The organism is Nostoc sp. FACHB-133, assembly GCF_014698055.1.
Classification (GTDB): Bacteria; Cyanobacteriota; Cyanobacteriia; order Cyanobacteriales; family Nostocaceae; genus Nostoc.
The window spans coordinates 1-24,579 of the sequence record NZ_JACJSH010000039.1 but is presented as its reverse complement, the minus strand read 5'-3'; the positions used below and the strand labels follow the sequence as shown (position 1 = coordinate 24,579).

The 24,579-nt window shown below is 41.4% G+C and carries 21 protein-coding genes; 10 read left to right on the top strand and 11 right to left on the bottom strand.

Going from position 1 to position 24,579, the window contains the following annotated elements:
- Positions 1-61 precede the first annotated feature (61 nt).
- From H6G86_RS25760 to H6G86_RS25745, 4 genes are all read left to right on the top strand, one after another.
- The gene (locus tag H6G86_RS25760; protein WP_190936692.1) at positions 62-2,251 is read left to right on the top strand and encodes a TolC family protein; all 2,190 of its coding nucleotides are present in this window, start codon (positions 62-64) and stop codon (positions 2,249-2,251) included.
- 461 nt (positions 2,252-2,712) lie between these two features.
- A complete protein-coding gene (locus H6G86_RS25755; protein WP_012409408.1) occupies positions 2,713-3,090 on the top strand; it encodes a hypothetical protein in 378 nt (125 codons plus the stop codon).
- A gap of 398 nt (positions 3,091-3,488) precedes the next feature.
- A complete protein-coding gene (locus H6G86_RS25750; protein WP_179074905.1) occupies positions 3,489-3,995 on the top strand; it encodes a hypothetical protein in 507 nt (168 codons plus the stop codon).
- Positions 3,996-4,261: 266 nt separating this feature from the next.
- Positions 4,262-5,041, top strand: a complete 780-nt coding sequence (locus tag H6G86_RS25745; protein ID WP_163927357.1) for a photosystem II electron transport protein, Sll1252 family — start codon at positions 4,262-4,264, stop codon at positions 5,039-5,041.
- A 368-nt stretch (positions 5,042-5,409) separates the two neighbouring features.
- On the opposite strand, the gene H6G86_RS25740 is transcribed toward H6G86_RS25745, so the two are convergent.
- The 5 genes from H6G86_RS25740 to H6G86_RS25720 form a co-directional block, all read right to left on the bottom strand.
- Complete coding sequence (locus tag H6G86_RS25740; RefSeq protein WP_190936691.1) at positions 5,410-6,186, bottom strand: SDR family NAD(P)-dependent oxidoreductase; 777 nt, start codon at positions 6,184-6,186, stop codon at positions 5,410-5,412.
- Between the two features lie 177 nt (positions 6,187-6,363).
- On the bottom strand, positions 6,364-6,921 hold the full coding sequence (locus H6G86_RS25735; protein WP_190936690.1) for a hypothetical protein: 558 nt from the start codon (positions 6,919-6,921) through the stop codon (positions 6,364-6,366).
- Between the two features lie 633 nt (positions 6,922-7,554).
- Positions 7,555-8,160 carry an exopolysaccharide biosynthesis protein gene (locus H6G86_RS25730; protein WP_190936720.1) on the bottom strand — a complete coding sequence of 202 codons (606 nt, stop codon included), beginning with the start codon at positions 8,158-8,160 and terminating at the stop codon, positions 7,555-7,557.
- 79 nt (positions 8,161-8,239) lie between these two features.
- Positions 8,240-9,124 (bottom strand): lipid kinase, encoded by an 885-nt coding sequence (locus tag H6G86_RS25725; protein WP_190936689.1) that lies wholly within the window; start codon positions 9,122-9,124, stop codon positions 8,240-8,242.
- 600 nt (positions 9,125-9,724) lie between these two features.
- Positions 9,725-11,230 (bottom strand): ABC transporter permease subunit, encoded by a 1,506-nt coding sequence (locus H6G86_RS25720; RefSeq protein ID WP_190936688.1) that lies wholly within the window; start codon positions 11,228-11,230, stop codon positions 9,725-9,727.
- 107 nt (positions 11,231-11,337) lie between these two features.
- On the opposite strand from H6G86_RS25720, the gene H6G86_RS25715 reads away from it, so the two are divergent.
- Entirely contained in the window at positions 11,338-12,099 is a 762-nt protein-coding gene (locus tag H6G86_RS25715; protein ID WP_190936687.1) for an amino acid ABC transporter ATP-binding protein, read from the top strand.
- 34 nt (positions 12,100-12,133) lie between these two features.
- On the opposite strand, the gene H6G86_RS25710 is transcribed toward H6G86_RS25715, so the two are convergent.
- Both H6G86_RS25710 and lipB read right to left on the bottom strand, forming a co-directional pair.
- Complete coding sequence (locus H6G86_RS25710) at positions 12,134-12,334, bottom strand: hypothetical protein (RefSeq protein ID WP_163927364.1); 201 nt, start codon at positions 12,332-12,334, stop codon at positions 12,134-12,136.
- Between the two features lie 184 nt (positions 12,335-12,518).
- Positions 12,519-13,211 carry a lipoyl(octanoyl) transferase LipB gene (gene lipB, locus H6G86_RS25705; protein WP_190936686.1) on the bottom strand — a complete coding sequence of 231 codons (693 nt, stop codon included), beginning with the start codon at positions 13,209-13,211 and terminating at the stop codon, positions 12,519-12,521.
- Between the two features lie 619 nt (positions 13,212-13,830).
- On the opposite strand from lipB, the gene hpf reads away from it, so the two are divergent.
- Positions 13,831-14,475 carry a ribosome hibernation-promoting factor, HPF/YfiA family gene (hpf, locus tag H6G86_RS25700; RefSeq protein ID WP_114082493.1) on the top strand — a complete coding sequence of 215 codons (645 nt, stop codon included), beginning with the start codon at positions 13,831-13,833 and terminating at the stop codon, positions 14,473-14,475.
- Between the two features lie 89 nt (positions 14,476-14,564).
- Here the strand turns inward: hpf and H6G86_RS25695 are convergent, their stop codons facing one another.
- Complete coding sequence (locus tag H6G86_RS25695; protein WP_190936685.1) at positions 14,565-15,023, bottom strand: peroxiredoxin; 459 nt, start codon at positions 15,021-15,023, stop codon at positions 14,565-14,567.
- A gap of 118 nt (positions 15,024-15,141) precedes the next feature.
- Here H6G86_RS25695 and H6G86_RS25690 point away from each other — a divergent pair, with 118 nt between their 5' ends.
- The gene (locus H6G86_RS25690; protein ID WP_190936684.1) at positions 15,142-16,269 is read left to right on the top strand and encodes an acyltransferase family protein; all 1,128 of its coding nucleotides are present in this window, start codon (positions 15,142-15,144) and stop codon (positions 16,267-16,269) included.
- A gap of 663 nt (positions 16,270-16,932) precedes the next feature.
- On the top strand, positions 16,933-17,637 hold the full coding sequence (locus H6G86_RS25685; RefSeq protein WP_190936683.1) for a CAP domain-containing protein: 705 nt from the start codon (positions 16,933-16,935) through the stop codon (positions 17,635-17,637).
- A 37-nt stretch (positions 17,638-17,674) separates the two neighbouring features.
- On the opposite strand, the gene H6G86_RS25680 is transcribed toward H6G86_RS25685, so the two are convergent.
- The gene (locus H6G86_RS25680) at positions 17,675-19,054 is read right to left on the bottom strand and encodes a carotenoid oxygenase family protein (RefSeq protein WP_190936682.1); all 1,380 of its coding nucleotides are present in this window, start codon (positions 19,052-19,054) and stop codon (positions 17,675-17,677) included.
- Positions 19,055-19,621, bottom strand: a complete 567-nt coding sequence (locus H6G86_RS25675; RefSeq protein WP_190936681.1) for a PadR family transcriptional regulator — start codon at positions 19,619-19,621, stop codon at positions 19,055-19,057.
- A gap of 396 nt (positions 19,622-20,017) precedes the next feature.
- Between H6G86_RS25675 and H6G86_RS25670 the strand changes: the two genes are divergently transcribed.
- The gene (locus tag H6G86_RS25670) at positions 20,018-20,431 is read left to right on the top strand and encodes a hypothetical protein (protein WP_175586513.1); all 414 of its coding nucleotides are present in this window, start codon (positions 20,018-20,020) and stop codon (positions 20,429-20,431) included.
- 147 nt (positions 20,432-20,578) lie between these two features.
- Here H6G86_RS25670 and H6G86_RS25665 read toward each other — a convergent pair whose 3' ends face one another.
- Positions 20,579-22,690, bottom strand: coding sequence for a M3 family metallopeptidase (locus tag H6G86_RS25665; RefSeq protein ID WP_190936680.1), 2,112 nt, complete (start codon positions 22,688-22,690; stop codon positions 20,579-20,581).
- Between the two features lie 672 nt (positions 22,691-23,362).
- Between H6G86_RS25665 and H6G86_RS25660 the strand changes: the two genes are divergently transcribed.
- Positions 23,363-24,319, top strand: a complete 957-nt coding sequence (locus H6G86_RS25660) for a hypothetical protein (protein ID WP_242064970.1) — start codon at positions 23,363-23,365, stop codon at positions 24,317-24,319.
- The last annotated feature ends 260 nt before the right edge of the window (positions 24,320-24,579 follow it).

The window sequence follows — 24,579 nt, the reverse complement described above, 5'->3', positions numbered from 1 at the left end:
CTATATTCTGTGGTGAAGAAAGGTTTTCTGCCGCTAGATTGATTTTCGTGTGAGGGATGCGGTGAAAGGACAGCAATTATTCTATAGCTTCTTGCCTGGTGTCACGGCAGCGGTTTTAACAACTCAGCCTGCTTGGGCTGGTACTGTAAAACTAACTGGGGTACAGCTGGCTTCTTCTCCTAGTGTTTTGACTTCTACTTATGGTCAAAGCTCGGTTGTAGATATGATGAATACGCAATTGCCGCATGGTGCAAATGTTAGTGTTCCAACACTACTACCTGGTTTTGGTTTTACTAAACTTAGTATGAAGCCTTTAAGTAATAACAGTATTCCAGTATTTACGGCTGGAAATACTGTTGTGCCAATAAAACAAGTACTTAAGAAAGATGAAGGTAGATTTGTCAGTTTGACACCTACCTCTAATTCTTCCCAACAGCTAGATGTTAGCCGTTCTGCTCAAAATAACCAAAAACAGAGTAACTCAAGCATTTCTGGGCAGAAATCAGAGAGCATAGTAGTTCCCAACTACACTTCAAAACCTTCTTCTGTCCAAAGAAAAATTTTACCCCTGTCTTCTGCACAGCAGCCAGTGGTTAAAAAGAAAAATGCTGTTACTGAGTTGCAAACATTTTTACAAACTTCAGCTACAGGTGGAGAATCAGCAAAACTGTTGTCAGCGCCAAGATGCCCACAGGAATCAGGGAAAACCAAGACTCATTCCTCAGCGGCTTTGCTACTGGCTTCAAACACCTGTTTACAACAAAATGCTATTGGCCGCATTGCTCAGAATAATACCTCGATTCCGGCAAATTCGACACCAGTTCCTACTATACCAGGAACTGTAACTCCTGTACCATCAGGGCAAGTGCAACCTTCCACTGTACCGAGAACCATAACTCCTGTGCCATCAGGGCCGGTGCAAGTTCCCGATAACCTGATTCCTAGCTCAAATCCCTTGCAATTTCCTACCAAACCGGAGGAAGTGACACTTCAGGGAAATCAGCCGATTACTTTGGCACAGGCTCTGGAGCTAGCACGGCGTAACAATCACGATTTACAGGTGTCGATATTGGAGCTAGAACGCAATCGAGCGGCTCTACGCGAGGCACAAGCTGCTTTATTGCCAACTCTGGGAATTAGCGCTGATATTACTCGTAGTCAGTCTGCCAGTAGTCAGCTCTCGTCGAAACTTCAAGAACAACAGACGGGTATCTCATCGCCAGATGAAGCTAGTACATCTTTTTCCGGTCAAGCACAGCTGTCATATAACATTTACACTTCTGGGAGAGTGCAAGCTAGTGTCAGAGCGGCTGAAGAACAGGTACGTTTCAATGAATTGGCTGTAGAAACTCAGTCTGAGACAATCCGTTTGAATGTTGCCACTGATTACTATAATCTGCAACAAGCGGATGAACAAGTACGTATTGCTCAGTCGGCTGTGCAAAACTCCGAGGCTAGTTTGCGTGATGCGGAAGCTTTAGAGCGAGCTGGGGTTGGTACGCGGTTCGATGTGTTGCGATCGCAGGTGAATTTAGCCAATGCCCAACAAGATTTGACTAATGCTAGATCCCAGCAGGCAATTTCCCGTCGTCAATTAGCAACTCGGATAAGTTTGCCGCAGGGAATAAATATTAGTGCCGCCGACCCTGTACAATTAGCTGGTCTTTGGAACCCAACGCTAGAACAAAGTATTGTGCTGGCTTATCAAAATCGTCCAGAATTGCAACAGCAGTTGGCACAACGCAATATCAGCGAACAACAGCGTAGACAGGCTCTTGCAGAACTGGGGCCTCAAGTTAGTTTGGTAGGTAGTTACAACCTACTAGACCAGTTCAATGATAGTGTCAGCGTTACTGATGGTTATTCCTTGGGAGTGAGAGCAACCATCAATTTGTATGATGGGGGAGCGGCAAGAGCAAGAGCAGCTCAGTCCAGAGTTAATATTGCGATCGCAGAAACTCAATTTGCTGAACAGCGCAACCAAATTCGTTTTCAGGTAGAACAAGCCTATTCTACCCAGCAATCTAGTTTGGAGAATGTTCAAACCTCTAACACCGCTTTAGAACAAGCTAGAGAAGCTCTACGTTTAGCGCGTTTGCGATTCCAAGCTGGTGTAGGAACTCAAACTGATGTTATTAACTCTGAAAACGACCTCACAAGGGCTGAAGGTAATCGAGTCACAGCAATTTTGGATTACAACCGCGCTTTAGCTCAGTTACAACGGTCTGTTACCCTCAGAGCGCTACGCTAGTACTGCTGACTTAACCTCTCAATTAAAAATTCTGAAAGCCTCATTGAAAGATGAGGCTTTTTAATTAAAAAAGACCGGAATTTTAACTCTCTATACGCCTAAAATTCCCACCGATCAGCTGAAAGTGATTTAAATTGCATAACCTAAATTAAATATCAGTCTTTGTGGCAATACTTGTTGGGTTTTGGGGAAAAGGGAAAAAACCTTTAACCTTTACCCTTTAACCTTTTTCCCAAACCCAATTCCGAGTTAAAAATTCTTAACCGAGCAGTATTGGTCTTTGTGGGGTGGGCAACATGAACGCTCTCTAGATAAAAATTAAATATGGCACAGTTTAATTCTTAACTGAATCTTCTCACAGAGATTTTGAATTTTGAAAGTGCCGCGAAAACGCATAACAGGAATTTTGTGAAATGATGTAGCATAACTGAATGTTCGATTGCTAGCCTTGTCAAAGACTCATGACTAAAGTAACATCTCAAGAAATTGCACAGTTTCGCTCTCAATTGGCTGACGATCCTAGCGATATGGAAGCGCTGGATTTGATTGAAGACTGTGATGGAGATTTAGAAGATGCGGCGATGACGCTAGCTATTAGAGCAGGACAACAACCAGAAAGAGCAAATTCTGAGTGGTTAGATGCCTTGGCTAGAAAATGGCGTGTGGTTATTTGCGAACAAGAATACCGGGAAGATTTGCTTAATACTTCACCTCAAAAGATGATGGAACATCTAAAAGCAATGCCGACATTTCCCAAGATTTTGGCAACGCCAGTTTTGATATATGTCCTCAAACAAGGCGTAAACAATTTTTGTGAGCCACTAGATTCGCTCAAGTGATCAACCCATATATATTTAACTAATGCTTAACTTGATTTAACTAATGCTTAACTTGCGCGATGCCTGCGGTGGTCACTGAGCGCAGTCGAAGTGCGGGCTACGCCTACGCGATTTGCAGTTGAGTTTAATACAGACCTAACCCCCAATCGCTTCTCTACAATGGATGGGGAGTAAGCATCAATACTTTTTGGGTTTTGGGGGAAAGGGGAAAGGCAAAGGGTTTGAATTTACCTTTCCTCAGACCAAAAGATAGGTCTATTGGGTTTATCCGAAAAGTATTGGAGTAAGAATCAAAGCCTTTCCCAACTCCAAACTCTTACCCAATGTAAGATCGATTCGACCAAGACTGATACGCTGTTAATTAAGGCAAAACTTATATTAGACAAATTGTAAAATCAATGAATTACCTTGTTGCCGTATTACCAGACCGCATTCAAGCCGAAGCTGCTTACTTAGCTTTAGAAGAAGAAGGCATAAACAGTACTATCCTTGGGAAGGGCTATAAAACGGCTGACGAGTTTGGCTTAATTGACCCCAAAGACCAAGCCAAAAAGCAAGCACAACTTATGGCAACCTGGCTGATACCATTTGGCTTTTTTGCAGGTTTTACATTCAGCCTCATCACTGGTTTAGATACTTTTGCCTGGGCGGGTGAAGTTGGCAATCACATCGTTGGCGGACTGCTGGGTGCTGCTAGTGGTGCTATGGGTGGTGTGGTTGTGGGTGGCGGAGTCGGTTTACTCATCGGTGGTGGTGATGCCTTGCCTTATCGAAACCGCTTAGACGCGGGTAAATACTTAGTTGCCGTTCAAGGCTCTGAAACTCTGACTCGGCAAGCGACCCGAATATTACGTCAGTTTGATCCAGAAAATATCCAAGGTTATGCTGACACAAGTAGCGTGTGACAAAAAATCCTGGTTTACGCATTACAACACACAGGATTTATTTTTGAAGCGGTAAAAGTACTGGTCAATTTTGCCTTTACTGGGCGAGAACTTAAAAGAATTATCGCTCATTCTCCAGACGAGTGTGTTGCCTCGATTTGCATTTTGAAAAAAGTAAGAATGCAACAAATTCCTAGCGATGGGAAACTGCTGAAATGGGAATTAAAGTTAGAATCAAGACAGTTATAGCAGTTTAATTCTCAATTCCTAACTCATAAATTTTAAGAATGTTGCCACGAGAAGAACTTTTAAAGGGTGTTGAAAATCGAGATAGTGTAGCTCGTGTAATTGATCAAGCGGAACAAGCTATCAAAACTTGGGAAGTGGTTTTGACAGATTTTCTATCTCCCCCAGAATTAGCGGAAATTCAACGGGTGTTTAACCGATTAACAGAAGTGCAATTAGTTGCGTGGGGCGGATATCCCCAAGCTGAACGCCAAAGAATAGCGATCGCTCGTTCAGAACTTCCCTTAGATCAATCTCAAGTCAGCCTTGTCGCCGTGGAAATTGCTGGTAATTTCTTGTTTGATACCGCCTCTCACCGCGACTTTTTAGGCGCAATGCTGGGAACGGGAATTGTTCGTGAAAAGACAGGAGACGTTATTGTCTTAGGAGAACGAGGGGCCCAGGCGATTGTCGCCCCAGAGTTAGTAGAATTTTTGGAAATGAGTCTTAAGCAAGTGCGATCGGTTCCTGTCAAGACTCAGCCAATTGAGATAACTGAATTAAGGGTTAGGGAACCAAAGAAAAAAGAACTAACTACTGTGGAGGCTTCTTTGCGGTTAGATGCGATCGCATCTGCTGGTTTTGGTATGTCCCGCAGCAAAATGGTTGACTTCATTGATGCTGGTGATGTCCGCGTTAATTGGAAGGAAGTTACACAAGCTAGTTCTCAAGTCAAATCAGGTGACTTAATCGCCATTCGCTCTAAAGGGCGTTTAGAAGTTGGGGAAATCGCAGTTACAAAAAAAGACCGTTACCGAGTTCAATTAACAAGGTATATGTAATCAGTAATACCAATTTAATGTGAAGCTGCATTAAAGAGTAACTCTCTATTCTTGGCGCTCTTCTCTTCGAGACGCTTCGCGTTCACGTAGTGTCTCGTAGAGAAGGCGTACTTGGCGGTTCGTTTAATATTCTGTGCATCTTCATACAGAATTGGTATGAGGAGTTAAGAGTTTTAAATTCACCAGTTTCTTTATCCCCCAATTCTTAACTCCTAAGAGGATTTTTGAAAAGTCTACCCTTATATTCATATCCCCCCTAACCCTCCTTAAAAAGGGTGCAATAACCTTCTCAAAGTCCTCCTTTTTAAGGAGGATTTAGGAGGATCTTAAGTCTTGAATACCTCAGTAACCACTTTTAAAACAACCTCTTAAGCTTTAAAGTGTTTTGCTAATATATTTAGCAGAAGTTTGCGCGGTACGAGCCGAGATAATTTGCTTCTAATTTGAGTGCTAGTATCAGAACTAATAACAGTTGGATAGCCTTTTTCCAAAGCATCTAAACATTCCCAAACAACTTTTTCGGAAGAATACACTTTATCCGTACTACTTGCCAGCGCTGGAGGAAAATTAGCTTCCGCAAAAAAATTTGTTTCTATTGGCCCTGGACAAGTGACCAAAATACGGACACCATATTGACGATTTTCTGCCCATAGTGCTTCACTAAAACTGAGAATAAAAGCTTTACTGGCAGCATAAACAGAAAGGTATGGTATCGGTTGAAATGCGGTAATAGAGGATACGTTAATAACACTTCCAGACCGTCGTTGCCGCATCAAGGGTAGAAATTTATGGGTTAAATCTACCAATGCTAAGATGTTTAATTGTATAATTTTAATTTGTCTTTCTCCATCCCCTTCGGCAAAGTCGCCATAGTAACCAAAACCAGCATTGTTGATTAATAAGTCAATAGTTAATCCCTTTGTTTTAGTGGCATTAAATACAGCAGCAGCGGCATTAGGTTCCGTGAGGTCTTGGATTATAACGTCTACTTGAATTTTGTGTTGTTCTTGTAGTTGTTTAGCTAATTGACTTAGTTTCTCTTTGGAACGAGCTACGAGTACAAGATTTGTATTGCGTGCAGCTAGTTCCTGGGCAAAAGCTTTACCAATACCACTAGAGGCACCAGTAATTAAAGCAGTTGGCATTCTAAATATTTAGATAGTTTTTAAGCAGCTTATAAATCTTACCTATGCTGGCTATAAGTTTTAACTACCTAAAGTGATATACCCAAAAGGGTAAAACCATTACTTAGTACTGAATAAGGGTCATATCCCAAATAATGATTTTTCTCATAGCGATTCAAATTTATTTTGAATTGCTAGCTACCATTTTTCAGACCAATAGATTATTTCTGAGGCGGAAGTATTAATAGCGACACCATAGCTATCTCCATGATTCCATTTGAAGCCAGGTCTGCCTTTGTCGTCTGCATTTAATACTAGTATTTCATAAGTAGCTGGAAAAGATTCTGTAGAAGAGTCACTGGTGTAGAAAAAAGTTGTTGGTACACCGTTAAGTTGATTTATGTGGTCGTTTGTGTTACCACCTCTATATTTGTACTTTGCACTATTTCTGTATTGTGACAGTAATTTTTCTATCTTATTTGGTGGCTGTTTCAGCCTAATTTGAAAAAAAGTATTTCCTTGCAAAAATTCTGGAGAGTAAGCAATATGAACGTCTTTGGCATCAGTAGGAATCTGATTAGGAAAATGTTTTACTCGATCATTATCAGACCATAGCTGATTACGAATTTCTTTGTAGCGTGATGTATCAGTTATTATTTTAGGCTCGCTAGTACTGCTAAAAGCTGTTCTGATAAAAAAGCTTCCCCCGACAATACAAAGGCTAGCAAGGGCTAATAGAAATGGCGATCGCTTCATGAAGTTGGGTGCGTCTAACTTTCATAGTCATATACCCAACTAATAAACTATATTCGTACTATTGCGGATATAGCATCAGAGATATTAACAAAAACTTTGTGTATTTAGGTAAAATTGGGTCTAATTGTAAAATTAATGTGAAGTTAGTCAATGATTATCTAGTCAAAAACCGCAGGTTGGTCTCGTTCAGACTAGTACTAGTTTTATAGCAAACGAAATCAATTCCACAGTTATCCATTTTTTTTCAATTCTTCCTGATACAGCAAGAACTAAAGCGGATATATAAATAGTAGATGCACCTTAATTAAATCATAGTCCTCCGCTTTTAGCTGAGGGCTTTTTTTAATTAAATTTATAATTAAAAAAAATAAAATAAATCTGTTCAAAAAACTAATTTTCCCGGATGTAGCAATTAATAAAGCGGATTAATAAATGGTAGATGCACCTTAATAAATTACAGCCCTTAGCTTAACGTTATGGGCTTTTTTATTACTTATATTTTTTAATACATCGATAAAATAAATTTGTTAAAAAACCTAATTTACCCGGATATAGCAATTAATAAAGCGGATTAATAAATGGTAGATGCACCCTAATAAATTACAGCCCTTAGCCTTAAGCTGGGGGCTTTTATTATTTAAATATAGATGGCAGGAAACCAGGAGCTAACCATACTGCATAACCAATAAATCCAAACATCAAGGTAATTAAGACAGTAACGCCGTAGCTGATGCAAATTAATAAACCGTCAGATTCGATGGTGGCAACAGTCAAAAGTAAAATACCTATAGTAGGGATAGGATTCGTAAACGGAATTGGTAATATTAAAAATATTGTTAATAAAGAGATACAAAATCCATTAATTCGCCAAATCAAAGGATTATGGGCTATTGTGGCCAATCGAGGACGGGCGATTTTGTGTAAAACTTTGGTAAGATGTCCCAAATTTTGTAAAAGTAACTCGGCAAAAGGACGAGGAAACTTGTAGTTAGCGATTCTTTTCGGCAGCCAAGGCGATCGCCTCCCTAAAACCATTTGCGCTGACAACAGTAAACAAGCACCACCAAAAGGGCCAGTTAATCCTGGTGGCATAGGAAATAAAAAAGGCAAAACTAATAATGTAATTACCAGGCAGAATCCTCGTTCTGAGGTTTCTGCCAGAACATCACCTAGAGTAAGCGGTTGTTCCGCTAGGCGTTGTAACAGGGACTTTATATCTTGAGAAAATCTCAGATGCATTTGGCGTGAGTTGATGCGACTTCCCACATTTTTAGTAGAGGGAAATAGAGTAAGTGGAGGAGATGAGGGAGAATAACTCCTAACTCCTAATTTCTGGGGGTGCTAAAACAGCTATAGCTTTAGGTATAACCCTAAAATGAGCCGGTGTGTAAGTAGTAATTTCACCATCTGTATTGATAGGACGAGGTTTGCGAGTATATACTTTTATTTCTTGACCTTGAAGAGAACGTACACTCTGCCAATGTATATGTCGCCCTTCTCGCATATCAGGGAGTAATAGTATAATCTGCCACCAGTGTTTAATTTCCAAGCTATAGAGGTCTAGCCTTTGGTCATCTATTGTGGCATCGTCAGCCACTGCCATACCACCGCCGTAATAACGACCGTTACCTACAGCAATTTGTACTGTTTTTACGCGAACTGATTCACCATTGATTACAATCTCCGCAGTAAAAGGTCTAGCTTCCCAAGTCACTTGCAATGCAGTGGCGGCATAAGCAAATATTCCCCAACGGCGTTTGACTTCTTTGGTAAGTCGCTGGGTAATTTTTACACTCAATCCCAGACTGGCAACGTTAAAAAAGTGCTTGCCGTTTACCCAACCTAAATCAATGTGGCGTAAATTTCCATTTGCAATAATTTGGCAAGCTTCGCTGAGTGAATTCGGGATTTCCAAAGTCCTCGCTAGGTCGTTGGCAGTTCCTAAAGGTAAAATTCCCAAGGGCAACTGAGTCTCAACTAAAGCATCTACTGCTGCATTGAGAGTGCCATCTCCTCCACCAATGATTACTAGATCAACTTGATGCTGATAGCGAAATATAACTTCAGCAAGATGTGTTGGGTCTTCTGTAGACTCCTCAATTAAATCAAAGCCGAGTGTTTTCAGATATTCAATCGCTTCCGACAGACTCTTTTGCCCTTGGCGGGCATGACGATTTATTAACAGCAGGGCGCGGGAACTCATGGGTAGTACCTTTTGTAGTTGATATGTCCAATTATCCGCATCTATGTATTCTGCTTTAAGTTGGCTCTAAAAAAGTGTTTAAATTGTTATGATATTCATCAAAATTTTATTTTTTCAATGCTTATTATATTATTGTAAGCAACTTTTAATTTCTCTTTTATCTAGTTTATCTCTATTAGTCCTTCCTGTTTTGATACTCAGTAGATATGATTGTTACTCACTAAATGACTGTATTTGAGTATTTTTATTGTTAGTACGATATTTATGCCAATTTTATAATAACCAGATCATAATTACAAACAATGCAATATTTATTATTTGTATAGATACATACTTATAGATCAAATTGTATAAATAAATTTTATCCAGGTTGAAATCATTAGCTTTTACAGTATTGGCTGCAAACTTTATATAGCAAAAGCTACATATTTCAAATGGCTGTTGAAAAAGCTCTAGTTTTTAAGCGATAACGCTACGAGAACAGAATGACAGCAAAAGACCCCTTTAAAATATTGTTTAAACTAGACTTTATCAAAATAGAATTCAGGAGTCAGAATTTAGAAGGATTCTGTACGACTGGCGAGCGAATGAATAAAAAAGTCACCTTTGCCGTTTAACTGGATTCATCCACAGTTCTAAGTAACTAAATGCCTGTGAAAAAAGTAACGTTAAACATAAATAAACCACCGCTACACCTGCGTAAATTTCAAAGGCGCGATAGTTGTCAGCAACAATTAACTGTCCTTTCCGTAGTAATTCTTCCAACCCAATTATAGAAACTAAACTAGTATCTTTCAATAAACTGATAAAGTCATTACCCAAAGGTGGAATCATCCGGCGAAAAGCTTGGGGGAAAATGACATAACTCATCGTTTGTATAGAACTCAATCCTAATGATTGTGCTGCTTCTGCTTGTCCTACTTCAATCGATTGAATCCCTGCACGCACAACTTCGGCGGTGTAGGCGGCGTTATTCAAACTTAAGGCAATTATTCCAGCAGTTAGGCGATCAAAAGTAAATGTAAAACCAAGTTCTTGCGAAATTGCTGGTAAACCAAAGTAAATCATAAAAATTTGCACCAATAAAGGTGTTCCCCGAAAAAAATCTACATAGGCTCTCGCTAGCCAACGCACAGGTGCAATGCGAGAAAGTCGGACAATACCAATTAGGGAACCTCCAATTAAACCAAAAACTACAGAAATTATTGTTAATTGTAATGTTACCAATGCTCCCTGCAATAAAGTTGGAAAAGCCTGCAAAATTACGGCAATTGAGGTAAATATTTTAGGTGAGCTAGTACTATTCTGGTTTTCAAATGGTGATTTAGCTGGTAGTAATGGCGGTTTGATTTTAAACCATTTTTGATAAATTTGAGAATAAGTGCCATTTTTTAAAACTCTCTCCAAACCATCATTTATTAATGCCAAGTTTGGCGAATTTTTAGCTGTAGCAATGCCATAGAACTCCTCCGTAATCAATTGCTGTACTATTTTTATTCCCTGAAGATTGCCCGTATTAATAGCATATAAAGTCACTGGTGCATCATTGATTACCGCATCCACATTACCATTGGCCAATTCTTGTAGGGCTACAGGTGCTGAATCAAAACTACGAAGTTGCACTCCAGGAATACTCTTAGCTTTTGCAGCTCCAGTTGTACCAATTTGAACTGCAATTTTTTTATTTTTGAGACTGTCAAAGCCAGTAATATTTTGATCGTCTGCACGGATTGCGATCGCTAACCCAGCTTTAAAATAAGGACGGGAAAAAGAAATTGTCTTCGCCCTCTCCTCTGTAATCGTGATCGAACTAATCGCCGCATCTACCGTTTTGGCAGCCAAAGCCGGTACCATACCATCAAAAGGCATACTTTGAAAATCGACTTTAAATTTAGCTGCAACTGCGATCGCATTCATCAAATCAATGGAAAAACCCTGTAACTCACCACCTTCTTTTTTAAACTCAAAAGGTGGGAATGCTGGTTCTGTAGCAACTCGCAAAGTTTTTCCCGCACTAGAGTTCACAGCACAGCCAACCAATAACAAACAACCAAAACTAACAACCACACACCAGCGCAACCAACGCCCAAAACCAAATTTAGCCATATTATTTTCTCTTCCTTCTACGCCCTTGGTGTCTTCTCTGCGAGACGCTACGCGTTGGCGGTTCCTTAAAACCTTACAATCAACTGTAAAGCAGCTTGACACAAGTAATGAACAATACCATCCCCGCAATTATTTTTGACAATATCGAAAAAAACTTTGGTTCCCTAAAAGTCCTCAAAGGAATCACAGGCGAAATCAACCGGGGAGAAGTTGTTGCAGTTATCGGTTCCTCCGGCTGTGGTAAAAGTACCTTATTACGCTGCTTTAATCGCTTAGAAACCATTGACAACGGGCGTTTAATAATCAACGGTATCAACTTATCCCGGCCCACTGTCAACTATAATCAACTGCGTCAACTACGGACACAGGTAGGTATGGTTTTTCAACAGTTCAACCTGTTTCCTCATCTCAGCGTCCTGGAAAATATGACACTTGCGCCGCGTAAAGTTCTGGGTAAAACACCCAAGGAAAGCGCCCAAATAGCGAGATTGTATTTAGAGAAAGTTGGCTTACATGACAAAGCATCTGCTTATCCCGAACAACTTTCTGGCGGACAAAAGCAACGAGTAGCGATCGCTCGGAGCTTATGTATGAATCCCCAAATCATGCTATTTGACGAACCCACCAGCGCCCTAGATCCCGAACTTGTCGGCGAAGTTTTGCAAGTGATGCAACAATTGGCAGCAGAGGGAATGACAATGGTGGTTGTCACCCATGAAATGCAATTTGCAAAAGAAGTAGCCCATCAGGTGATATTTTTAGACAAAGGTATTGTGGCAGAAAAAGGTTCAGCTTATGAAGTACTGACCAACCCTCAAAGCGATCGCCTGCGTATTTTCCTCAGTCGCCTTCAAGTAATTCGTAATTAAAGGCTTCCTTTAATCTCACGGTACTCAGCACTACTTAAAGATACTCGCGCAAGAAATCAAAGGGATCATCTTCCCAACAAGGCTCAGGTATCAACCAAAACAAACTAGCACTGATGTCGGCTTCAATTTCATCACCATCGTCTCTATCAAATAGTTCTATCAAAGCTGTCAAATCACGTTCTCTCAGAGACGTTAATGATGGGGTATATACCTGGCAATTATTTGAGTAATTCACGCGCAAAGTTGTGCTTGACAGCCGTAAAAATTTAGTATAGAAATTTGGAAATAATCAGATTTTAGGTTTGACAACCGTAGTTAAATAGTTATTTTGATACTATTTAGATATAGGCTACTCTCATTAGTGTCTCATAATTTTCCTAGGGCTGCTATAGTATTTGTTACATAAATACAGACTGAATTTACTCAGACCGGAAAAAGTCTTGAGGCTGTGATTCGATTACTTCCACTCCAAATACTTCAGCAAAGCACTGTGCCACATAAAAACGGACTTCTTGGCAAGTAATACCTGGAATCCACTCGGCTAAACTGCCTACAGGTTTATCAGAAATACCACAGGGTACAATGCGCTCAAAGCCTTTCATATCTGGACAAACATTTAATGCAAAGCCGTGCATAGTAATCCAACGGCTGACTTTAATCCCAATAGCCGCAACTTTTCGCCCTTGTAACCAAACACCAGTAAAAGCCGGAATTCTTTCTCCCTGCAACCCATAAACTCTCAATACGCGAATTATGACTTCTTCGAGTTGGCGTAAGTACCAATGCAGGTCTTTACGATAACGTTGCAGATTTAAAATTGGATACCCCACTAGTTGACCGGGACAATGATAAGTAACTTCGCCGCCTCTTTCAACTCGATGCACATCATATTCACCTTTATCAATATCAAATTTGATAAAGTCTGAGTTGCTTCCTTGCCCCAAAGTGTAGACAGGTGGATGTTCTAGCAAAATTAACACGTCATCTAGACTAGGGTCATGAATGCGTTCAGTGAGGAGCGATCGCTGCCATCCATGAGCATCTAAGTAAGGCATTAATCCTTGGTTATACAGCAAACAAAGGTTATTGTGTGATTCTTTACTACGGATCATGCCAAAAATCAACTGGTATTAGGAATAAAATATATTGCGATTTACAGGATTGAAGTCCAAAAGTGTCAAGATTTGCAAAGGATTTTAAAGGAAAGTCAAGGGAACATGCATTAGAAAATACAAAGTGCTAGTTTGAATATACAACCTCAATAGGTTTTAGGAGGAATTCTCTGCAATAAGCATCATGCCAAGACAATTAAGAACGATGCACTGGCTGATGACTCTAATAATCTTGTTTTGCATATTAAAGCAAGATCAACTTCTATAAATACTCGTGTTGTCGATCAACAGAGAGTAAACCTCAACCGGACACAGAAGGAGCAACTATCAACAGTTCTGTAAGCGTTGTTTTAATAGAGAAGACAGTTACGAGAGCTACCGCTCAAATTTCCTCACCAAATAGTTCTATGTGGAAATCCAATTGGATATCAGCGCAGAGATGAGGAGGAAAATTAAGGGTATAATGAGCAAAAACTTAGATGCAGTAAGCTTAAAGATAGCTTACCAGCATTAGATAGAAACAGTTCACAATTTGTTTTGGCGGGAGTAATAGACCTTACCGCAATTTCTTTTCATACAAAGCAAATTCACACATCAAATATTCAGTGGGAGAGTTTACATGAAGCTTGTCATCCACAGCAAAAATATTGAAATCACCGATGCGATTCGGGAATATGTACATCAAAAGATTGAAAAAGCAGCTAGTCACTTTCAGAGCATAACAAATGAAGTGGATGTGCATCTTAGCGTAGCCCGTAATCCTCGAATTAATACTAGACAAGCAGCTGAAGTAACTATTTACGCTAATGGTAGCGTTATCCGTGCCGAGGAAAGTAGCGAAAATCTATATGCCAGCATTGACTTAGTTGCAGATAAAATTGCCCGTCAACTGCGGAAATATAAAGAACGCCGTCAAGATCAGAAAACTCAGCCCCAACCAACAGAAGTAGTTGTTGCAGAGTCGGTAGTCCCAGATTTAATTGGCGATCGCACTCCCGAATTGCCCAACGAAGTCGTCCGCACCAAATACTTTTCCATGCCACCGATGACCCTTGCAGAAGCCCTGGAACAACTGCAACTCGTGGGACACGACTTTTATATGTTCCGCAATTCTGAAACTGGAGAGATTAATGTAATTTACGAACGCAACCACGGCGGTTATGGTGTAATTCATCCCCGCAATGGTAACGGTCATACTAACGGCAAGAATGGCAAGTCAAGCCACAATAATATTGTCATGCCGGAAAAGTTGCATTCTAAATAGGGGCTAGAGAGAAGGGACTGGGGACTGGGGACTGGGTACTTGGAAAGAGTTTCCCAATCCCTAATCCCCAGTACCCAATCGCCATTCCCTCATTTCACAATTTGTTGCAAAGTTTTCAATGCTTCCTCAACATGACCTTTAAAGTTCAACATTGAATCAAACACGTATTGCACAACTCCCTGTTGGTCAATGACGTAAGTAACGCGACCAGGGAATAAGCCAAAGGCTGCTGTTGCGCCATATAGCTTCCGTACTTGGTCGCCTTTGTCAGTTAACAGGGTGAAAGGTAGATTATATTTTGCAGCAAATTTTTGGTGAGATTCGCTAGAGTCTGCACTCACACCAACAACTTCAGCACCAACACTTTTAAAGACTTCATATTGATCGCGAAAGGCGCAGGATTCAGCCGTACATCCGGGTGTGTCATCCTTGGGATAAAAATATAGGACAACAGCTTTTGTGCCGCGAAAATCTTGGAGGCTAACTGTTGAGCCGTTTTGAGCAGGTAGAGTGAAATTAGGAGCAGTATCTCCAACTTTGACTGGCATAACAAGTGGTGGTAATTACTTAACAAAATTTTACCTTGTATCCGAGTATATAAATTTTGCTTGATTAGCTGCATGAGGCGGAGTAACTTAGATACTCATCAAAGAAAAAATTCCCTCTATGCGCCTGACTTCACTGGATGTTTTTCGCGGCATTACGATCGCTGCTATGATTCTTGTCAATATGGCGGGAGTCGCAGATGATGTATATCCTCCCTTAGCCCACGCCGATTGGCATGGTTGCACGCCAACTGATTTGGTATTCCCTTTCTTTCTCTTCATTGTTGGTGTAGCGATGACTTTCTCGCTGTCAAAGTACACCGAAGATAACAAACCAACTTCAGCTATTTACTGGCGCATCTTCCGCCGCGCCGCTATTCTGTTTGCCTTGGGATTGCTACTAAATGGCTTTTGGAATCAAGGTGTTTGGACTTTTGATTTGAGTAGCATCCGCATTATGGGAGTATTGCAGCGCATCAGCATTACCTATCTCCTGGCTTCCTTGATAGTTCTCAACCTTCCGCGCAAAGGTCAATGGATACTTCCAGCAGTAATACTCATTGGCTACTGGCTAATGATGATGTATCTACCAGTACCAGATTATGGCGCGGGAGTTCTAACACGAGAAGGTAATTTGGGCGCTTATATTGACCGGATGATTATTCCCAAAGCACATCTATACAAAGGTGATGGTTTCAAATTTATGGGAGATCCAGAGGGACTGTTCAGTACTATTCCCGCGATAGTAAGCGTCCTCGCTGGCTACTTTACTGGTCAATGGATACGCAGCCAACCTGTACAATCACGCACAAGTATCGGGTTAGGATTATTTGGAGTTGGCTGTTTAATTATCGGTTGGGCGTGGGGGTGGACATTTCCCATTAATAAAAAGCTGTGGACAAGTTCTTATGTAGTCTTTACTAGCGGTTGGGCGTTACTTTTGCTAGCAGCTTGTTATGAACTGATCGAAGTCCGGGTGAATCGTCGCTGGAGTAAACCTTTTGAAATTATGGGCTTAAATGCGATCGCACTTTTCGTTCCATCGGTTTTGTTGATTAAAATCTTAGTGAAAACCACTATCGGCACAGCTAAAGACGCTCCCAGTACCTACAATTGGATTTACCAGAATTTTTTCGCATCTTGGGCGGGAGTTCTAAATGGTTCCCTGTTGTTTGCCCTAGTCACCGTGCTGTTGTGGTGGGGTGTTGGTGTTCTGATGTATCGGCAACGTTGGTTTCTCAAAGTGTAAAATTATATCCAGTAAATCAGGTGTAATTAGTCAATTGCGACTAAAATTAGCGATCGCCTATGGCCCAATACGCTTGGGTTAAGGGCTACTGGCAAAAATTTTGGGTTTTTGAGACGCGATAAATCGCCGTCTCTACAAGTGTTTTGGTCTTATCTGAACTGTATTGGGCCATAGGCCTGCGCTTGCGCCATCGCAAGGTTGTTTCGGGCTTATTTCCCTACACTGAGAAAAAGCGATCGCAATAACACTTATTTGAGCGGACACAATATCAACTCTGCGTTTTACTGTTGAACGCAAATATACAAATTTTTTATTTGCATTATATTTTCTACTAGCCAATATTCTGAATTAATTTACTTCAAAGCAGCCGTAATAAAGTAAAAATATTTTTTTAGTTTACGTTTGAGTGTTAACTAGGTTACAACAGGTATTAAGTAATCCTTTTTTAACACTCAAGGAACAAAGACGATCACAGGGTTATCTATAACTCTTAATAAACTCATTTTCGTTCTTATTAGGCAACTGATAGAAATTCTGATGTCTGACAATAAGCCGTTTCTAAAATTCCGAATAAAGAAGCGTCTAGAAACTTCTCTGTGTGTTGAAAATTATTATTTCTCCTAATTCACTAAATTAATCCATAAAAAAATTGTGAGGTAATGAATGCATCGCATTAAACTTTGGGTACTTTTGCCAGTTACCCTGATATTGGGTTGCTCAAATCAACTATTTCAATCTAGCCCATCTGTGGCAAACTCGAATCCAGCCGTAGTTCAACCAAGCAGTCCAACGCTATTAGCAAGTGCGAGTTATCTTTCACCGTTGGAACAACAGGTAATTATTGAAACAAATAAGGTACGAACAAATCCCAAATCATATCTCCCGATTCTGGAAAACTATAAGAAGCGCTTTGAAGGGAACCGAGTCAAAATTTCTAATAATACCTATTTGCGAACTCAAGAAGGAGTCAAAGCAGTCGATGAAGCGATCGCATTTTTGAAATCTGCACGTCCTGTAGGAGCGTTGAGTGCCTCTAAAGGTATGTCTTTAGGAGCAAAAGACCATGTTAAAGACCAAGGGCCAAAAGGTGTTACAGGTCATGATGGTAGCGATGGTAGCAACCCTTTTACTCGCATCAACCGCTATGGTGCATGGCAAACAACGGCTGGCGAAAATATTAGTTATGGCCCAAACACTGCCCAAGATATCGTCATGCAATTAATTATTGATGATGGCGTGCGCGATCGCGGCCATAGAAAAAATATATTTAACGGCGCTTTTAAAGTGTCTGGCGTTGCTTATGGAACTCACAAATCATATAGAACAATCTGCGTAATTGACTACGCTGGGGGTTATAGGGAAAAATAATTTGAGTAGGGGCGGTTACAAACCGCCCATTTCGCTATTACTGTGCAACCCAAGCACCATGAAATCCATAAGGTACTCGTTGAGGAATTATCACCCGCGCTACAGGTTCAGCAGTTACATCTTGGGCATTCACGACTACTAATTCTGAAGTGTTTGAATTCTCATTATGAACGAAAGTCACAAGCCAGCCATCATCCTCAGCAATTGCACCAGGACGCGGCGCAAACACAGCTTCACCACCATAGCGTCCCTGTCCAAATTCGTGGGTTTGAGAATTTCCACTGTTTAAATCGTACTTAATGATGCCTTCAAATAAAGGTAATGAACTATTCGCCATTTTGTTACTGTAGCCATATCGGGTTTGTCGCCCCAATAGATTTTCGTTGACGCGGGGAAATTCTGAAGCTACATCATCTAACATCTCCTCACGCACTGTCCCCGTGCTGAGGTTAAATCGCCAGCGATACAAACGCGGGATATTTCCTTCTGGGTCGGGTTGGGAATCATCAGAAATCAACACAGTAGTAGAACTCATACGACAGGCGATAAGCACTACTTCATCTCCATCTTCGTAAGCATTGAGGGTATGGAAGACGTAGCAAGAGGGGCTCTCAAACCATCGGATATTACTGTTGTCACCATGACGTGGTAGAATGCCAAAACGACTAGGGCGATCGCGCTCGAACATCATCACAGGTTCTCCTCGTTGCGATCGCTCGGCGCTAAAAGTCAACGGCAAATCCATAAAAATAGTGTAGTTTTCAGTGATGGCGAAATCGTGCATCATCACTCCTATGGGCAGGTCAATTGGCACTGTCCGCAGAAGTTCGCCTTGTGCTGAGACAACACTATATTGCAGGTATGGCGGCGTAAATAGAGAGTAGCCAAAGAAGATCATCTCGCCCGTCACCGGGTCTACCTTGGGATGAGCTGTGAAGGCAGAGATTAGTTTCCCATTGTAGCTATACTCCCCAATGGTTTCTAATTCAGGAAGCTTGATGGCGTGAGGTTTACCACTTTCGTTCAGCGCCAACATCTGACCCGCGTGCCATACTAAGGCAGTATTGGCGGTGTTTTTGCGGGGGCCATGTGGATTATCCATTCGCGGTGGTTCTAAAAGCCCACTCCACAAAGCCTTACCCGCTTCTCGTTCTTTTTTCCATCCAGCTGTCTGGACGTAGCGGTTACGATAAGTGGCTACGCCGTTGCTAATTTGCACACCATGTAGCATCCCATCTCCGTCAAACCAATGATATTGACCGATGGGTGTCCATTGAGGGTTAGGGCCATTCCGTACAAACATCCCCAATAAATCAAGGGGTAATTCACCAATGACTGGCAATTTATCGGTGGTGATTTCTTCATGGATTGGAGCAAAATTGCGATCAAGATAAGGATTTACTGCTATTGTTGGCATTTATAAAATTTGGTAATGTGATGGATATGGCTTTTGGTGAGCGATAACATTAATCGCTGTCTTCAACCAATTAATATAAGTCTGTTCTCTTCTGATTAACAACTCCAGCACCAGCCTTTGCATTACCTGCTCACGGTTGGCAGACTCATCACCAAGTGATGGCAAATCAATGATTTCGCATTCAGCAAGCTTTTTGCTTCGAGCCGCCAATTGTTGCTCCAGTAGGTGAATGATGGCTTCATTCGACAACTGATCTGCAAAATGCAATTGGGCTAGCAAAGGTTCTCGTACAGTTGGTAACGGCTGATGAGTCCCAAGCCATTGGGCAAATTCTGCTTTCCCTAGCTCCGTCACAGTGTAAACTTTGCGATTGGGGCGATCGTGCTGAATCTCAATCGTACAGGTAATCCAGCCTTGCTCAACTAGCTTATCGAGAGTTCTGTAAATTTGTGCCTGGTCTGCTGGCCACAAATGGGCAATACATTGATCAAAGCAGCTTGTTTTAAGGTCGTAGCCCGTCATTTCTTGCTGCTGAAGAAGACCTAGAATTACGTATGCTAGGGACATTAGGACTGTTTTCCCATAATTGACATTTTCTCACTAGGTTCTATAACTATCTACTTCTTATAAGTTTATGCTAATATATGATTAATCTGATATAAGATGTAACGGTTATAAAAAGATATGTTGATTTTTATACGTCTTAACAAGGAAACCGAATAGATTAACTGAGGGCAGATGGCTAATAGTGCTGTTTGCACAAGACAATGAGGGAGTGGCAATATATCTTGACTGTCGATCTAAGTAGAGTGTCTTGGAGAGAAAGTTGGAGCGGCAAGCGTCTCTGCATCGCTACGGTATCACTCAACAAGCCAGTTGTTCGCTACAGTCTATTGGTGATAAATACTGACGCAGCAATTATTAAAGCTATTGAAGACTATTGTAACGAGAGGATGAGTAACATTGACTTCTAACACACTTTCACAAAGAATACGTCAACATCAATATCTGCGTGATTTACGAAATAAATTACTCCACCTTCATAAAATGTTGTTGGAAACAGAACGCATTGCCTATGAACAGGTTAGTGGACGAGTATCAAGCGGAGAATTACTTCAGCTAGTTATCGCTCATGAACAATTTGCTTGGCTACATCGCATTTCTGAGGTAGTTGTGCAAGTTGATGAAATGCTCGAAGCTGATGAACCGATATCAATGGACGATTTTGAAAAGTTGATTACTGATGTCCGCACGCTGATTGTACCGTTAGAGACAGGCAATACCTTCGAGAGAAAGTATTACAATGCTCTCCAGCGCGAACCATCTGCTGTGTTGGCACATGCAGAAATATCAAGGTTTCTCATGTCTAAAGTTTAAGTCATTCCCTGTCACTTCGACAGGGCATGACTTGGGGTAAAATCCACTGGTATTAGAATAACGAGCTTTGCGATCGCTAGATGCTAGATAACAAAGATTTGACGCGAGTAGAAAGGTTGCATTGCAACCTTCCTACAGTGGTATTGTTTAGTTTACAGCAGCACTGACTAAACCATTGTGTCTAAGTAAAGCGATCGTACTTGGTTCACGACCCCGAAAAGTTTTAAACACCTCCATTGGATGCTGACCACCACCAAGTGCGAGTACCGTATCCCGATAACGCCGACCTGTAGCTTTTATAGCCTCTTCATCTTCTAGACCAGCTTCTTCAAAAGCGGCAAAAGCATCAGCACTCAGTACCTCAGCCCACTTGTAACTGTAGTAACCCGCCGCATAACCACCCTCAAAAATATGTCCAAAAGCACATAAAATTGCATCTTCTGGAAGTGGCTGTAAAACAGTAGTAGTCTTGGCTATGCGATGACGCACATCTGACGGAGTTTCATTACTATCAGGGTGATAGCGGTAGTGTAGTTCTAAATCAAGACTACTTAGGTGAATCTGCCGCAACATAGCAGTACCACTCATATAATTACGCGCCGCTAGCAGCTTTTGATAATAATGCTCCGGTAGGGCTTCACCAGTTTCATAATGCTTCGCCATACCAAACAAAGTGGGTCGCTCATAGCACCAGTTTTCCATAAACTGACTAGGTAGTTCCACTGCATCCCACTCCACATTATTGATGCCTGCGGCTCCAGGATAATCAACCTTAGTAAGCAGATGGTGCAATCCATGACCAAACTCGTGGAACAAAGTCTCTACTTCATAGAAGGTCATCAAACTAGGTTTACCATCTACGGGAGGACTTTGATTACACACCAAATAAGCTACAGGTAAGCGGATGGTAGTGACACCATTTTCAGTGATTTTGGCCCGATTGATGCACACATCCATCCAAGCACCACCGCGTTTTTCGGCTGGACGGCTGTAAGGATCTAAGTAGAAGTAGGCTATGGGAGAACCAGTTTCGTCAGCAATTTGGAAATAACGCACATCCTCATGCCAGACTGGGGCTTGACCATCGGCAGAAGTGACAGTAACACCAAACAGCCGCTTGACTAGTCCAAATAAGCCGTCTAAAACTTGGGGAAGCGGAAAGTAGGGGCGCAATTCTTCAGCAGTAAAGGCAAATTTTGCTTCTCGTTGGCGTTCTGCCCAAAAGCTAATATCCCAGTGTTTTAAATCCTCAGCTTCTTCTGCTCCCTGTGCTGCGGCAAAAGCTTTGAGTTCTACCAAGTCTTTGATAGCAGCATCATAACTAGCGTGGCGTAGTTCTTCTAAGAGAGCGTTGACTGCCTCAACATTAGGAGCCATTTTACTAGCCAGACTCAATTGGGCAAAACTTTTAAAGCCTAATATATCTGCGAGTTCTTGGCGCAACTTCAAAATGCGCTCAATTAACGGGTTGTTATCCAAATCGCCAGCAGAAGCGCGGGTGATATGAGCTTTGTAGAGCTTTTCACGCAAATCTCGCCGGGTGCTGTGCTGCATGAAAGGGCCATAGCTGGGGAAGTCTAAAGTAATTCGCCACGGGCCATTTTCTGGCGTGGCATTACTTTCGCCCGCTGCACGAGCAACTTGGGCTGCTAGACTCACTAAGCTTGGTGGTAAACCTTCAATTTCTGCTTGTGTTGTTAGGGTTAAGCTGAAGGCTTTCGTGGCATCAAGTACATGGTTAGAAAATTTGGTAGAAAGTTCTGCTAACTCCATTTGTATGGCGTTGAAACGCTCTCTGACCTCTCCTTGTAAGCCAACACCAGAAAGTTCTGCATCTCGAATGGCGGCTTCTACAATGCGCTGTTGGGCTAATTCTAAAGTTGCCCAATTATCGCTGGTACGGAGTGCTTTAAAAGCATTGTAGATAGGTTGGCTTTGACCGAGCTTGTTGATAAATTGTACGACTAGTGGCTGTACAATTTCATGAGCTTCGCGCAGTTCCGGGCTATTTTTAACACCCATTAAATGATTCACCACCCCCCAACTCCAGGTAAGCCGTTCTGTCAGCTTTTCTAAAGGTTCTACTAAACTACTCCAAGTAGGCTGTACACTAGCTTCTAAGGTGGCAAGCTGCTGCTCAAGTTCTGCCAACAACTGATTGAAGGCTGGTACTACTCGTTCTGGTTTAATCTCTGCAAAGGGAGGTAAACCAACGCCTTGAAGTAAGGGATTGTCGGAAATAATGGTACTTGCACTCATGGTTTTGTGTGAACTGCGAACGAAAAATCAACAATGATTTTTATTTATATATATCTTCTAATGTAGCGATCGCTGTACTAAATAGTCTTGCCATTCTGATAAAAAGGCAAAAAAAAGCGAGAATGGCTGATAAATTTATCCTGATACAGCTATTTTGTTTCCTTTGTGAAGGATATCTGACACAATGACAGTTCCAGAAATATCAGCGAAAGTGTCTCTGAAACAGGAAAGATTAACCAGGGAACAAGCCCAATCGCAAGCAAGATATGCAGAATCGCAGTTGGAAAGGTTGAAGGAACTAGTTGTGTAGAGGCGTTGGAGTCGGCGTAGCCTCTTACAGAGAAGCGGCTGGACTAAACATCCCTTGGTGTCGATCCTGATAGTATTTAGCTAACTTAACTTGAGTTTATGCGATCGCCAAAAGATATCATAATGTAGTATGTCAAACAGGTAGCTCGTCCGCCAGCATCGGCGTTAACCTGAAAGCGCAGTTTCAGTTCAAGAATCCTACACTTTTTAAGCGTGGGAGTGTTAAATTAACTGAGCGCGATCGAGCATCTTTACCGAACCGAGAAAGGAGACTCGACTTTTATGATTTTATTTGGCAACTCATCTTTTTACTCGTAAAATCGAAGACAAGATCAAGGTCAGTAGAAAAGAGTCCCTAAATTAATGAATACGTTAATCAGTCAGGGTGGAAGAGTTATCACCAAACCTCAGATGGTAGACCGAATAAACGATATCGGTTGGCAAGCTCACCAAGGGAGCGTTGCTGCGATTATTCAGTTATTAAATGAAAAGCTAGCCAAATCTGGTGTCAGAACTAGAGCCATTTTTTCTGATGGTGTTTTACAACTTCTGTGTGAGGCGGCTAGGATGGAGCAACTTGAGCAATCTCCCCTAGTAGAACAAATCCAGCAAATTCTTGAGTCTATTGCTCCGCGCCACATTCGCCGAGTCAATATCAATAGTCGGATTGTTCGAGAACAACAATTACTTTGGTTAAAGGAAATAGATAGCGATCGCGACAACCAATTGCTCTGGTCACAGGAAATCGCCTTAATTCAGCCTAATATTGTAAAGCAACTAATTAAAGATTTTACAGAAGCTCAAGCTGACTTAGGAAAACCAAATTTTCCTAAAACTCAAGTCTCTCGTCCTTTGGTACTTATTAACAAAGAAAAACACAGTAATAAACCTAAAACCAAAGTATTAGCAGCAGCTGGTTTATGTTCACTGTTATTACTTAGTTGGATTGTTTATGCCCAGCTAGGTGATAAACTGAGAAACCTGATGCAACCACAAACTTCCAAATCTTTAACTACAGAAAATACTAACCAGAGGAAAGCCCAAACATCATCTCGTGTTCCTAGCAATAGCTTTGATGAGCCATCTGATGACCCATTTGCAATATCTGTGCGAATTGCAAATCAAGCTTCTACATCTGGTAAAACAGCCACAACCTCAACTCAATGGCTAGAGATCGCTGCTAAGTGGCAACGAGCCTCAGATTTAATGGGTACGGTGCCACAAAACCACAGCCGTTATCAGGAAGCTAAAATTCGGACTCAACTATATAAGAAATATAGTGAGGCGGCGCAGAAAGAAGCAGATAAGAGTAAACTTTAGTACCGTTTTGTGTGAAATCGTAGCGTTTTTAAACGCACTAGGTAGCAAAGCTAAGTGCATAAGCGCTTCTCTACGAGACGCTACGCGAACGCCTTCGCGTAGGGTAGGGGCACAGAGTCTTGCCAAATTTAACTCGCTACGAATTAGTTAAATCTGTACGGGAGCAATGCGGTTTTGTCAGATCCAGTAAAAAACAAGCGATCGCAAAAATAAAATCTAAGTAAGAAGTAACTTTATTTACTAAATATGTGCTGGTAGCC

What these genes read in the sequence shown, in the direction of transcription:
- H6G86_RS25755 (WP_012409408.1), top strand. Translation starts at nt 2,713, where the DNA reads ATGACTAAAGTAACATCTCAAGAAATTGCACAGTTTCGCTCTCAATTG.
- H6G86_RS25750 (WP_179074905.1), top strand. Translation starts at nt 3,489, where the DNA reads ATGAATTACCTTGTTGCCGTATTACCAGACCGCATTCAAGCCGAAGCT.
- H6G86_RS25745 (WP_163927357.1), top strand. Translation starts at nt 4,262, where the DNA reads ATGTTGCCACGAGAAGAACTTTTAAAGGGTGTTGAAAATCGAGATAGT.
- H6G86_RS25740 (WP_190936691.1), bottom strand. Translation starts at nt 6,186, where the DNA reads ATGCCAACTGCTTTAATTACTGGTGCCTCTAGTGGTATTGGTAAAGCT.
- H6G86_RS25735 (WP_190936690.1), bottom strand. Translation starts at nt 6,921, where the DNA reads ATGAAGCGATCGCCATTTCTATTAGCCCTTGCTAGCCTTTGTATTGTC.
- H6G86_RS25730 (WP_190936720.1), bottom strand. Translation starts at nt 8,160, where the DNA reads ATGCATCTGAGATTTTCTCAAGATATAAAGTCCCTGTTACAACGCCTA.
- H6G86_RS25725 (WP_190936689.1), bottom strand. Translation starts at nt 9,124, where the DNA reads ATGAGTTCCCGCGCCCTGCTGTTAATAAATCGTCATGCCCGCCAAGGG.
- H6G86_RS25720 (WP_190936688.1), bottom strand. Translation starts at nt 11,230, where the DNA reads ATGGCTAAATTTGGTTTTGGGCGTTGGTTGCGCTGGTGTGTGGTTGTT.
- H6G86_RS25715 (WP_190936687.1), top strand. Translation starts at nt 11,338, where the DNA reads ATGAACAATACCATCCCCGCAATTATTTTTGACAATATCGAAAAAAAC.
- lipB (WP_190936686.1), bottom strand. Translation starts at nt 13,211, where the DNA reads ATGATCCGTAGTAAAGAATCACACAATAACCTTTGTTTGCTGTATAAC.
- hpf (WP_114082493.1), top strand. Translation starts at nt 13,831, where the DNA reads ATGAAGCTTGTCATCCACAGCAAAAATATTGAAATCACCGATGCGATT.
- H6G86_RS25695 (WP_190936685.1), bottom strand. Translation starts at nt 15,023, where the DNA reads ATGCCAGTCAAAGTTGGAGATACTGCTCCTAATTTCACTCTACCTGCT.
- H6G86_RS25690 (WP_190936684.1), top strand. Translation starts at nt 15,142, where the DNA reads ATGCGCCTGACTTCACTGGATGTTTTTCGCGGCATTACGATCGCTGCT.
- H6G86_RS25685 (WP_190936683.1), top strand. Translation starts at nt 16,933, where the DNA reads ATGCATCGCATTAAACTTTGGGTACTTTTGCCAGTTACCCTGATATTG.
- H6G86_RS25680 (WP_190936682.1), bottom strand. Translation starts at nt 19,054, where the DNA reads ATGCCAACAATAGCAGTAAATCCTTATCTTGATCGCAATTTTGCTCCA.
- H6G86_RS25675 (WP_190936681.1), bottom strand. Translation starts at nt 19,621, where the DNA reads ATGTCCCTAGCATACGTAATTCTAGGTCTTCTTCAGCAGCAAGAAATG.
- H6G86_RS25665 (WP_190936680.1), bottom strand. Translation starts at nt 22,690, where the DNA reads ATGAGTGCAAGTACCATTATTTCCGACAATCCCTTACTTCAAGGCGTT.
- H6G86_RS25660 (WP_242064970.1), top strand. Translation starts at nt 23,363, where the DNA reads ATGAATACGTTAATCAGTCAGGGTGGAAGAGTTATCACCAAACCTCAG.